The organism is Kitasatospora sp. NPDC001527 (assembly GCF_040298605.1).
Taxonomy (GTDB): Bacteria; Actinomycetota; Actinomycetes; order Streptomycetales; family Streptomycetaceae; genus Kitasatospora.
Window position 1 is genome coordinate 110,385 of the sequence record NZ_JBEPAM010000010.1, and the last position, 11,494, is coordinate 121,878.

Below are 11,494 nucleotides of genomic sequence, written 5' to 3' on the forward strand. Positions count from 1 at the left end.
CCTACTGTCCGTTCTTGACGAGCGTCGGGTGGACCGTCGCGGCGATCCGGCGCACGGTGTCGGCGGTGCGGATCCCGGCGATGGTGGTGACCTCGGAGCCGATCCGCAGGAAGTGCCCCTCCTGGACGGCCTTCAGGCCCTGGGTGGCCGGGAATCCCTTGAGGAACGCCTCGGCCTCGTCGAAGGCCTTGCGGGTCGCCTCCTCGCTGCCGCGGTTGCGCACCGCGAGCTGGATCCAGTCCGGGTTCTTCGCCACCACGTCCTCCCAGGAGACGGGCCGGAAGTCGGCGTCGCAGTCGGCGAACACGTTGCGCGCGCCGGCCAGGGTGATCACCGCGTTGGCGACCTGCTTGCCGCAGACGGCCATCGGTTGCTTTGTACCGGCGTCGAAGTCGAAGAGGAAGTACCCGGGACGCTGCGCCTCCGGTACGCCCGCGGTGGCGTTCTTGACCTCGGTGATCTGCTGCTCCATCGCACCGACCAGTTCCTCGGCCTTGGCGGCCGTCCCGGTGACCGCGCCGAGGCGGCGGACGTCCTCCTCGACGGCGGCGAGGTCGGTGCGCGGGCCCTGGGCGGCCTTGGGGCCGGTGGCGCAGGCCGTGGAGAGCAGCAGCACGTGCTGGATGCCGGCCGCCTTGAGCTCCTCTTCGCTCGGCCCGGCGCCCGCGGCCCCCATGCCAGGCATCGGCCCGAAGGTGTCCACGTAGAGGTCGGCGCCGGAGCCGAGCAGCTTCTCCTTGGGGATCAGCGTGTCGCCCAGCACCGGCACCTTGGCGCCCTGCTCGGCGATGGCGGCCGGCAGGGCGCCCTTCCCGGGCGGGAACCCGGTGCCGATGAGCCGGTCGCCGGCGCCGAGCTGCAGCAGCATCTCCAGCCCGGCCGCGTCGGTGCTGACGATCCGCTTCGGTGCCTGGCGGACGGTGGTCTCCTTGCCCGCGCAGTCGACCACCTTGACCGGGAACGCGCCGCCGGCCCCCGCCTGGGCGCTCCCACCACCCCCCGCGCCGTCCGCGCTCCCGTCACCACTGCTGGAGCATGCCGTGGCGAACAGGGCGACGGCGGCCGCGATACCGCAGAAGACGCGAGGGCGCATCAGAAACTCTCCTGGTCAATGGTTGTGCTCGGGTTCGTCCTGTGAACCCGGACCAGGTAGTCGGCCGTTGCGCCCGGGCGGTTCCCGGGATTTTGCCCCTCCGGGCCCCGAACGATGCGCGGCCGGGTGGCTAGGGTGAGGGAATGATGCCCTTTCCCGCTCCCGGTGACGCTCCCGGTGACGCTGCCGGTGGTGTGCCCGGTGCCGCGCCCGTGGTCGACGACCTCGGGCTCGTGGTGCCGCTCGGGGCGGGGCCGGTGCGGCGGGTGGTGTCGCTGGTGCCCTCGCTCACCGAGGCGGTCGCCGCGTCCGCGGCCGGGCTGCTGGCCGGGGTCACCGACTGGTGCAGCCACCCCGCCGACCTGGACGTTCCCCGGATCGGCGGCACCAAGAACCCCGACGTGGCCCGGGTCGTGGCGCTCGCCCCGGACCTCGTGATCGCCAACGACGAGGAGAACCGCCGCCCCGACCTGGACGCCCTGCGGGCGGCGGGCCTGCCGGTCTGGGTCACCGACATCCGCACCCTCGACCAGGCGCTCCACTCACTGGACCGGCTGCTCACCGTCGGCTGCGGGCTGCCCCGGCCGCCGTGGCTGGACGCCGCCGAAGCGGCCTGGGCCTCCTTGGCCGAGGTCCGCCCGCTGCCGGGAGCGGGCCGCCGGGCGGTGGTCCCGATCTGGCGCCGCCCTTGGATGGTGCTCGGCCACGACACCTTCGCCGGCGACCTGCTGCACCGCCTCGGCCTACACCTCCCGCACGCCGAGGACCCGGACCGCCCCGAGCGCTACCCCGCCGTCCCCCTCCCCGAACTGCTCGCCACCCGCCCCGACCTGGTGGTACTGCCCGACGAGCCCTACCGCTTCACCGCCGACGACGGCCCCGAGGCCTTCCCCGGCATCCCGGCGGCCCTGGTGAGCGGCCGACACCTCACCTGGTACGGCCCGTCCCTGACGGAGGCCCCGGCCGTCCTGGCGGAGCAGCTGGCCCGGGCGGTCTAGCCCGTCTCACTCGGCGGCCTGGAGCCATCCCTCGTCGAGGTGGATGGTCCAGGTGTCTCCCACGGACCGCTTCGGTTCGACCGGGGCGGCCACGGCCGCGACGGCTGCCGGAGCGTCGGACGGCCGCAGCGGTGCGTCCGGGAGACCGTGCCGCGCGCAGGTTCCCACCCGGCCGTTGCCGTCGAAGGCGTGCGGCGGCAGCCGGGGGCCGGGACCGGACCAGGCCGGACAGTTGTCCTCCGCCCAGGCGGCCGCGGCGTCGACACGGTCCACGTGGGCCAAGAGGTGTTCGGGGGCCGGATCGCAGCTGAACCGCACGGGGAAGCCCTCGGTGTCCACCGCCCACCAGTCCCACGCGATGCCGGGCCGGGGATGCCGCAGGACCGTCGCCATGCCCGCCACCGTATCCGGGCCCGGCTGCGGCATCCCACGGCTTCCTCGCTCAGCGCGGGCCGACGGCCGGTTCGTCCAGGCTCAGGGCGCGGGCGGTGGCGTCGACGGTGGCGCGGACGCCGAGCGGCAGGGGCAGGTTGGGGCCGGCGTGGCCGAGGTCCACCTGCCCGAGCACCGGCAGCGGCCGGTCGCCGAGCACGTCGAGCACGACCTCGCGCAGCGACGGCACCGGGGCGTCGTCCGCGCAGCCGACCGCCGTGAGCCGGTGCGGCACGCCGACGACCATCGCGGCGATCCGGTCGAGCACGCCGGACAGCCGGAGCAGGTGGAGGTCCTGCCAGACCGCCGACAGCGGCCGGTCCACGTCCTCCCAGAACAGCACCGCCCCGTCGAAGCGCTCGGCGGGCAGCGCGTAGGGCGTCGCCTGGAGCGGCACCAGCCGCTTGAGCAGGCCGCCGAGCAGCGGTCCGGCGGCCCGGCCCGGGCGCCAGCACTCCCAGCCGCCGGACGTCCGCAGCTCGGGCAGCGGTCCGAGCGGCGTCGCCGGGTCGGTCAGGGCACGGCGGTAGAGGTCGGCCAGCGTGTCGGCGGGCGTGTCGGCGGGCGTTCCGGCGGTCGGCACGGCGGCGGTGTGCCAGGAGTCGCCGAGTCCGTAGGTCGCTATGTCGCCGTGGAGGCCGGCCAGGCCGGTGCGGGCGTGCAGCGCGAGCAGGAGCAGCGAGACGTCGCTGCACCCCAGGACCGGCTTGGGGTCGGCGCGGACGGCGTCGACGTCCAGCCGGTCCAGCCACCCGGCGGTGGCCTGCCCGCCGCTGTGCGCGACGATCGCCCGGACCTCGGGGTCGCGCAGCAGCCGGTTGAACTCCTCGGCCTGCGCGTCGGGCCCGGCCGCCGCCCACCAGCGCCGCCGTCCCGGCTCGGTCAGCGGTGTGCGGCGCACCCGGAAGCCCATGGCGGTGAGTGTGGCGACCCCGCGTTCCAGCAGCGGCGCGGCCTCGGCCTCCAGCGGACCTGAGGGTGCCGCGACGGCGACGAGGTCGCCCGGGGCGAGGGCGCGGGGGCGCAGGACGTCGGGCGTGGAGGGCACGGGCGGGCTCCGCTCGGTTGGCGTCGATCGGGTTGTCCGACCGTCGCCGAGTCTCAACAGCCCCCGGACGTCCGGCAATCGAATATCGGTGCGTGGACACGGAAAAGGCCCCGGGGCACGGTCGGTGACCGTGCCCCGGGGCCTTCCCCGTGATTCGTCAGCCGCGCGCGGCGGTGACGGCGGCGCCCAGCGCCTCCTTGATCCGCGGCCCGAGGCGGGCGAAGCCCAGCTCCTTCATCGCCGCCCGCAGCAGCTCCTCGTCGCTCCGCTCGACCCCGTCGCCGTCGACCCAGCGCACGATCGCGAGCAGTTCCTCCGCCGAGTACGCCGTCACCGGCCGCCCGGGCGTGAAGTCCGGCTTCTCCGGCCGCCCACCGGCCTCGGCCACGGGCTCGGCCTCGGGCCCCTCCGCGACCGGCTCGGCCACGGCCTCGGTGACCTCGTCGGCGGCCTCGGTCTCGACCGCGACCTCCGCCACCGGCTCAGCCTCGACGGCGGCCTCGGACTCGGTCGTGGTCGTGACGACCGGCTCGGCAACCTCGTCGGCCGCAGCCTCAACGGCCGGCTCGGCCTCGACAACCTCAGCGACCGCCTCAACCTCGACCGCCACCTCGGCCACCGGCTCGACGGCAACCTCCTCGGCGACCTCGGCCTCGACCGCGACCTCCGCCACCGGCTCAGCCTCGACGGCGGCCTCGGGCTCGGTCGTGGTCGTGACGACCGGCTCGGCAACCTCGTCGGCCGCAGCCTCAACGGCCGACTCAGCCTCAACCGGCGCTTCCTCGACAACCTCGGTGACCGCCTCAACCTCAACCGGCGTCTCCACAACCGGCTCGGCCACAGCCTCCTCGACCGCCACGGTCTCGACCGCGACGTCCGCCACCGGCTCGGACGCCGGCACGGACACCGGCTCGGCCGGAGCCTCGGTGACCGCCTCAACCTCGGCAGCTGCCTCGGTGACCGGCCCGGTGACAGGCTCCTCGACCGGAGCCACCGCAGCGGCCTCCGACTCCCCATCGGCCACGACCGCCGGCTCGGACACCTCGACCACGGTCTCCGCAACCGGCTCGGCCTCGACCGACACCTCGGCCACCGGCTCAGCCACGGTCTCGGCCGCGACGTCCGCCGCAGGCTCGGACACCGGCTCGACCGGGGCCTCGGTGACCGCCTCAGCCTCGACAGCGGCCTCCTCGACCGGAGCCACCGCAACGTCCTCCGACTCCCGATCGGCAACGGCCGCCGGCTCGGACGCCTCCTCCACCACGGTCTCCGCAACCGGCTCGGTGTCGGGGGTGGCGGGGTCGATGGTCTCGGCGTCGGGGGCGGAGGGCTGGGCCGGCGGGGCGGTGGTGACGCCGACCAGGTCGTCGGCGGCCGGGGAGGGGGCGGGGAGGGTGACGGTGAGCGGCTGCTCGTCGACCGGAGCCTCCGCCGCCTCCTCTGCCGTCGCCTCCGCGTCCGCCGCCTCGGGCTCGGCCGCGGCCTCGGCCGTAACCTCGGCCGTAGCCTCGACGGCGGCCGCTTCGGTGTCCTCGGCGGTGGCCGCCTCCTCCGCCTCCGGCGTCAGGCCGTCGCGCTGGCCGCCCGCCAGGGCCTGGCGGGCGGCGTAGGCGGCCTCGGCGGCGCGGCGGTCGGCGCGGGTGGCGGCGAGTTCGGTGAGCAGGTCGGCGAGGCCGGCCTCCTCCAGGCCGGTGCGCAGGCCGCGGATGGTGGGCAGGCGGTAGAGGGTGCCCTCGTCGGCGGCGAGGCGGTCGACCAGGTCGACGAGGTCCGGGAAGGACAGCGCGTCGAGGTCCTGGCCGGGCAGCAGCCGGGCGAGCTCGCGCACGCCGGTGCCGATGGCCTCGAAGGTCTGCGCCGTACGGTCGGCCAGGGCGGCGTCCGACGGCGCGGTGGGCAGGGTGCCGACGGGGGCCAGGGCGGCCCAGGCGCGGCGCTCGACCTCGGCGGAGGCCAGCGCCTCGTGCAGGTCCTGCGTCCGGGGGCGGCCGGTCCCGGTGGCGGCGAGGGCGGCGGCCTGCTTGCGCAGCGAGCGGCCACGCAGCCAGGAGAGCTTGACGCCGCGCTCGCGCCGCCAGGTCCGGTCCGCGGTGGCGGCGACCAGCGATTCGAGGTCGGTGTCGTACGCGGCGGGGAGGAGGACGGCCGAGGTGCGGCGGACGAGCTGCAGCATCTCGACGAGCACCGCGGTCTTGCCGACGGTGTCCGGCGCGTCGAGCTTGACGTCGGCGGCGAGCGCGGTGACGTCGTCCCAGACCTGCTGGAGGTCGTGGCCGCGCAGTTCGGCGAGGACGGTGGACGCGGCGCGGGCGTCCTCGGGAGTGGCGACGGTGTCGACGGCCGCGTACCAGGGGTGCGCCTCGGCGGTGAGCGTGAACGCGCCCAGCTCGGCGTAGCGGCCGAGGTCCTCGCGCGGGTCGGTGCCGGCCGTGGCCGCACCGGCCTCGGCGCCCGCGGTGTCGGTCGTGTCGGTCGTGTCCGTGCTGTCCGTCGTGTCCATGGTGTCGGCGGTGTCCGTGGCGGCCTTCGTGTCCGTGGTGTCCTTGACGTCTGCGTCTGCGGAGCCGGCTGCGTCGGCCGCGTCGGCGTTGCGGGAGTGAAGCACTGTCATGTGAGGTCCGGTTCTGGGCGGCTGCGGCGGGGGCGTGGACGGGCGGCGAGGGGGCGGCGGTCCGGGTGCGCGGTGGGCCTCGGAGCGAGGGGCCGGGGGGCGCGCGGTCGGGCTACCGGTCGGAGGCCAAGAATACGGGTGCCCGTTCGAGCCATGCACGCACCCACCGCCCCTCGGGCGGGTGTGGCGTGCCATACCGCCCGGCCGGACGCCACCCGGGAGGGCCGGTCGGGTGGTCGCCCGTGCCCCGGAGTCCGCCCCCCGCCCGGCCCCCGTCGGGGCCCGGCGCGCCCGCCGTCCGCCTACCGCGCGGGCGGCGGGCGGTGGCCGGCCCGGGCGAGCGCGGCGAGGTCGACCGGCGCGAGGTACTCGTGGAGCGCCGTGCGGTGCCACCACGCGCCGGTCTGCCGCAGTTCGCGCCAATCGGTGAACCGGTAGAGGTGGAGGGTCGCCCGGACGTGGGTCGGCGGAGCGTCCGGAAAGGGGTTGTGGCGCAGCAGCCGCAGCGTGTCCGGGTCGTTGACCAGCAGGCGGACGGCGAACGGCAGGAACCACGGCCGGGCGTAGCCGGGCGAGATGCCGGCGAACCACATCAGCCAGTCGAGCCGCAGGTGGTAGGGGGCGTACTGGCGCGGGACGCGGCGGACGTCGCCGGGCTTGCCCTTGAAGCCGTACTCCTTCCACACGGTGTGCCGGGTCACCACCGGGTCGTCGGTGCCCTCGACGACGACCTCCTGCCGGATCCGGTTGACGCTGCCGAACGCGCCGTAGGTGTTGACCAGGTGGAGGCGGTTGAAGGAGCGGTTCATCACCTGACGGCGGGAGACCATGTTGCGGACCGGCCAGTAGCTGAGGACGAGGACGGCGGCGGCGAGGGCGAGCGCGAGGGCCTCGAACCAGACGGGCGCGCCGCCGTACGCGCGCGGGTGGACGAGCAGGCCAAGGCGGGCGGGGTCGACGGCGGCGAGGGCGAGCGTGATGGTGAGCCAGTTGAGCCAGGCGAAGTTGCCGGAGGCGACCAGCCACAGCTGGGTGGCGACGACGACGCAGGCGGCGTAGGTGGCGACCGGCTGCGGAAGGAGCAGGCCGACGGGGACGACGAGTTGGGTGACGTGGTTGGCCGCCGCCTCGACGCGGTGCAGCGGGTCGGGCAGGTGGTGGAAGAACCAGCTGAGCGGTCCGGGCATGGGCTGGGTCTCGTGATGGAAGCGCAGGCACGTGAGGTCGCGCCAGCAGCTGTCGCCGCGCAGTTTGATCAGCCCTGCGCCGAACTCGACCCGGAAGACCAGCCAGCGCAGCAGCCACAGCACGGGGGCGGGCGGGGCGGTGTCGGCGTTGCCGAGGAAGACGGCCAGGAAGCCCGCCTCCAGCAGCAGGGACTCCCAGCCGAACGAGTACCAGGTCTGGCCGACGTTGACGATCGAGAGGTAGAGGGCCCACAGCGCCGCCCAGCAGAGCATCGAGGTCCACAGCGGGACGAGGTCGCCGAGGCCGGCGACGAGGGCGGCGGAGAGGGCGGCGCCGCTCCAGGCGACGGCGGCGAAGAAGCGGTCGCTGTAGTGGAGGTGGAAGAGACCGGGCGCGTGCCGGAACGGGATCCGGGCGGTGAAACGGGGGACGGGGAGCATGCCGCGGCTGCCGATGAGGGCGCGGAACTGGAGCGCGGCGGCCAGGAAGCCGGTGAGGTAGAGGGCGGCCAGCATCCGTTGCACGAGCAGTCTGCTGAGCCAGTACTCGGGGGCGGCGAACCACTGCATGCGGCCCATGCCTACCACCCGGCGGCCGCCGCGCGGGGGCGCGCGGCGGGGCGGGCGGGCGGCGGTTCACCCGGTCGGCGGTTCACCCGGACGGCGCGCGGCCGCAGGGCGGTTCACCCGGACGGCCGTTCATCCGGACGGCGTGCGACCGCCCGGCGTTCATCGGGACGGCACCGTGGCGGGGGGCCTCTCCTCGGGGGTGAGAGGCGCCCCGCCGCGGCGGACGCGGCGAAGCCGGGCGGACGGCCGGCGTGGTGCCCTGGTGGTGCGGGAAGGTGCGGGACGGTACTCGACGGTGCGGCCGCGGACGGGAGGATCCGGGCCTTCGCCGTTCAGGCCGGCAGGATGAGCCCGGTCTCGCCCGCGGCGCCGCCCGGGCGGTTGACGGGGGCGGTGCCGCTCTGCTGGAGGCGGTCGACCAGGAGCGCGGCCAGGGTGCCGAGTTCCTCCTCGGTGCGGGACTGCGCCGTGACGTCCATGCCGACCGTCAGCACGCCGCTGACCTGACCGGTGCGCACGGCGCGCAGCGGGCTGCAGGTGAAGCTGAAGACCTGCTGGCCGCGCTGGGCGTCGGGGCGCAGGGCCTGGATGCGCACGTCGTTGAGGACGGTGGCGCGGCCGGTGCGGTAGGCCTCGGAGACCGCCTGCTGGAGGCCGGCGGCGCCGAGCTGGGGGTAGGCCTGGCCGATGTTGCCGTACGCCGCCGGGGCGCCGAAGACATCGGCGTGCTGGGCGTTGGCGTAGCGGATCTCCTGGCCGGCGCCGTCGGTGAGCATGATCGGGAAGGGCGAGCCGTCGAAGGCGGCGAACATCTCCTGCTGCTGGGCGAGCAGGTTGTCGCGCAGCCGGATCTCGGAGAGCAGGGCCTCGGCGAGGTGCTGGATGTCGCGCAGGCGCTCGCGGCCCCACTGGCGGGGTTCGCGGTCGAGGACGCAGACGGTGCCGATGACGGTGTTGGTGTCGTCGACGAGCGGGGCGCCGAGGTAGGCGCGCACGCCCAGTTCGTCGACGACCGGGTTCCCGGCGAACCGGGGGTAGGCGAGGATGTCGTCCAGGGCGAGGGGGGAGCGCTGGGCGACGACGTGGGGGCAGAAGCCGTGACTCAGCGGCATCTGCCGGGTCGGAAGGTCGAAGGCGATGCCGCGGTCGGCCCAGGAGGAGCCTTCGTCGGCCGGAATGTCGCGGGAGGTTGGCGGAATGTAGAGCCCCCGGAACATCTGGCGCTCGTCGTTGATGAAGTTGACCATCGCGATGGGGGCGCGGGTGATGCTGGCGGCCAGGTGGGCGAAGCGGTCGAAGGCCTCGTCCGCGGTGGGTTCGTCGAGACCCAGGCTGCGGAGCCTGCGGGTCCGATCCGACTCCCCGGCGGCACCCGGGAACTGGCCTTGAGTGCTCATCACATCAGTCATGGCGCACATGTAATCAGACATCCGGCGGCTTCGGCGCTCTCGGCCCGCGCCGTCCCACTTGCTGATGCTCCGTCAAAGCCGCGTGTCGGACAAGGAGAAGACGGGTGGGCCTCGGCCCGGGAACGAGGAGGGAACCGGAAGCGGAACCGCCGGATTCATCCGCCCCGGGCAACGGGGGGAGCATGTATCCCCGCCGTCCGGAGTTTTAATCCTCCACCGCCCCCGAACGACCTGATCGCGCCAATCCAAGATCCTCCGTAGAGGGCTTCGGGTGCGCATATGACAATGAGCCCTGCCGAAAATCGGCGGTCCCCAGGGGCAGCGTGGGCCACCGCCGGCACTTCCGCACGCACCGGCTGCACCGGCTGCACCGGGGCATCCGGCCGCCACCGTCACATCCCCCACGCCCTCGGCGGCCGACGCGGATCGGCTGCACGGACGGAGGCACATCCACCGAACGAACAGAACCCGAGAGGACCGGGGCATGGCGATGGACTACTTCACCGACGAACGACACGAGAGCCTCCGTGCGGAGGTGCGCGAGTTCGCGGAGAAGGAAGTGCGCCCGCAGGTGGCCAGAATGGAGGCCGAGCGCCAGGTCGAGTTCGCACTCGCGCGGGAGATCTCCCGCCGGGGCTGGATCGGAGTCACCATCCCGCGGGAGTTCGGCGGGCTCGGTCTGGGGCATCTCGCCAAGACCGTCATCGTGGAGGAGCTGTCACGGGTCAGCGGCGCCATGGGGGCGATGGCGCAGGCCTCGCAGCTCGGCGTCGCCAAGGTCATCCACTTCGGCGACGACGCCCAACGCCGGTACTGGCTGCCGAGGTTCGCCTCCGGGGCGGCGCTGCCCACCATCGCCGTCACCGAACCGGAGTCCGGCGGCCATGTGCTCGGCATGAGCGGCACCGCCCGGCGCGAGGGCAACGAGTACGTGCTCAACGGCCGCAAGTGGTTCGTGGGGAACTCGCACATCGGCGACGTGCACGGCGTGGTGCTGCGCACCGGCCAGGGCAGCCGGGGGCTCTCCGCGTTCCTGGTGGAGAGCGACCGGCCCGGGTTCCGCACCGGGGCGCTCGGCTCGCAGAGCGGGCTGCACGGCTTCAGCTTCGGCGAGCTCGTCTTCGAGGACTGCCGGATCCCGGCCACCAACCGGGTCGGCCGGGAGGGACAGGGGCTGGACGTGGCCTACTCCTCCTCGACGCTGTACGGGCGGCTGAACCTGGCGGCGGTCGCCCTCGGCATCCACGTGGCGATCGTCGAGGACACCGTGCGGTTCGCCGAGACGCGCGTGCTCTACGGCAAACCGCTGGCCCAACTGCCCAACATCGCACTGAAGCTGGGCGAGATGCAGTCGCGGCTGATGACCGCCAAGCTGGCCGCGTACCACGCCTCGCACCTGCTCGACCACGGCAAGGCCTGCGACGCCGAACTGATGAACGCCAAGCTGATCAACACCGAGTACGCGCTGGACTCGGCGCGCAACGCGATGGAGATCCACGCCGCCCGCGGGCTGCAGGCGGAGTTCCACATCGAGCGCTACCTGCGCGACGCCACCCACACCTACCCGCCGGCCGGCACCTCGGACATCCAGCGGCTGCGGCTCGGCCAGGTGGCCTCGGGCACCTACGGCAAGCAGTGGTCGGCCGAACTGGCGGACCTGGCCGGCTGGGCGTGGAGCGAGGCGGCCGAGCGCGAGGCGCGCGCGGAGGCGGAGGTCCAGCCCGGTGCGGCGGCGGTGCTGCGGATGCCGCTGGCGGGGTGACCGCGCGGGCCGAAACGGCGGGCACGGCGGGCGCGGCGGGCAGAGCGGGAACCGCCGGCGCGGTCGGCAAGGCCGTCCACCCTACCCCGCCTTGACCTGTCCCTGACGGCTTTCCGGCGACCGCACCCCGGCCGCCGGAAAGCCGCCCACCGCTCCCCCGGAGCTTCGCTGACCAGTGCGAATACCCGGCCAAAGGATCGTCAAGCGATCCGACGCGCTGTCATCAACCGTTCACATATGGTCAGTTGATGTTGCCCGAAGGGCACCCGGGGCTGGTAGCGTGCCTGCAGTCGGCGGCCGTGCTGCTTGTGTCCGGACGGTGACCCCACGGGTCACCACATCCGGCAACCCTCCGGGCACCTCCGGCCGTGGCGCCCAGCGGTC

At 74.3% G+C, this 11,494-nt stretch carries 8 protein-coding genes; 2 read left to right on the top strand and 6 right to left on the bottom strand.

The genetic code is table 11. The annotated features are described in order from the left end of the window. Window position 1: 1 nt before the first annotated feature. Window positions 2-1,093 (bottom strand): ABC transporter substrate-binding protein, encoded by a 1,092-nt coding sequence (locus ABT238_RS13515; RefSeq protein ID WP_350561076.1) that lies wholly within the window; start codon window positions 1,091-1,093, stop codon window positions 2-4. A gap of 212 nt (window positions 1,094-1,305) precedes the next feature. Here ABT238_RS13515 and ABT238_RS13520 point away from each other — a divergent pair, with 212 nt between their 5' ends. Beyond that, entirely contained in the window at window positions 1,306-2,091 is a 786-nt protein-coding gene (locus ABT238_RS13520; RefSeq protein WP_350757382.1) for a helical backbone metal receptor, read from the top strand. Window positions 2,092-2,097: 6 nt separating this feature from the next. Here the strand turns inward: ABT238_RS13520 and ABT238_RS13525 are convergent, their stop codons facing one another. The 5 genes from ABT238_RS13525 to ABT238_RS13545 all read right to left on the bottom strand — a co-directional run bounded on the left by ABT238_RS13525 (window position 2,098) and on the right by ABT238_RS13545 (window position 9,336). Next, window positions 2,098-2,484, bottom strand: a complete 387-nt coding sequence (locus tag ABT238_RS13525; protein WP_350757385.1) for a hypothetical protein — start codon at window positions 2,482-2,484, stop codon at window positions 2,098-2,100. Between the two features lie 49 nt (window positions 2,485-2,533). Continuing rightward, the gene (locus ABT238_RS13530; RefSeq protein WP_350757388.1) at window positions 2,534-3,571 is read right to left on the bottom strand and encodes a S66 peptidase family protein; all 1,038 of its coding nucleotides are present in this window, start codon (window positions 3,569-3,571) and stop codon (window positions 2,534-2,536) included. A gap of 157 nt (window positions 3,572-3,728) precedes the next feature. Then, entirely contained in the window at window positions 3,729-6,182 is a 2,454-nt protein-coding gene (locus ABT238_RS13535) for a hypothetical protein (protein WP_350757391.1), read from the bottom strand. Between the two features lie 302 nt (window positions 6,183-6,484). Then, on the bottom strand, window positions 6,485-7,939 hold the full coding sequence (locus ABT238_RS13540) for a lipase maturation factor family protein (RefSeq protein WP_350757538.1): 1,455 nt from the start codon (window positions 7,937-7,939) through the stop codon (window positions 6,485-6,487). A gap of 332 nt (window positions 7,940-8,271) precedes the next feature. Continuing rightward, window positions 8,272-9,336: a GAF domain-containing protein gene (locus tag ABT238_RS13545; protein WP_350561086.1), complete on the bottom strand. Its 1,065-nt coding sequence runs from the start codon at window positions 9,334-9,336 to the stop codon at window positions 8,272-8,274. A gap of 502 nt (window positions 9,337-9,838) precedes the next feature. Here ABT238_RS13545 and ABT238_RS13550 point away from each other — a divergent pair. Then, complete coding sequence (locus tag ABT238_RS13550) at window positions 9,839-11,110, top strand: acyl-CoA dehydrogenase family protein (RefSeq protein ID WP_350757541.1); 1,272 nt, start codon at window positions 9,839-9,841, stop codon at window positions 11,108-11,110. The last annotated feature ends 384 nt before the right edge of the window (window positions 11,111-11,494 follow it).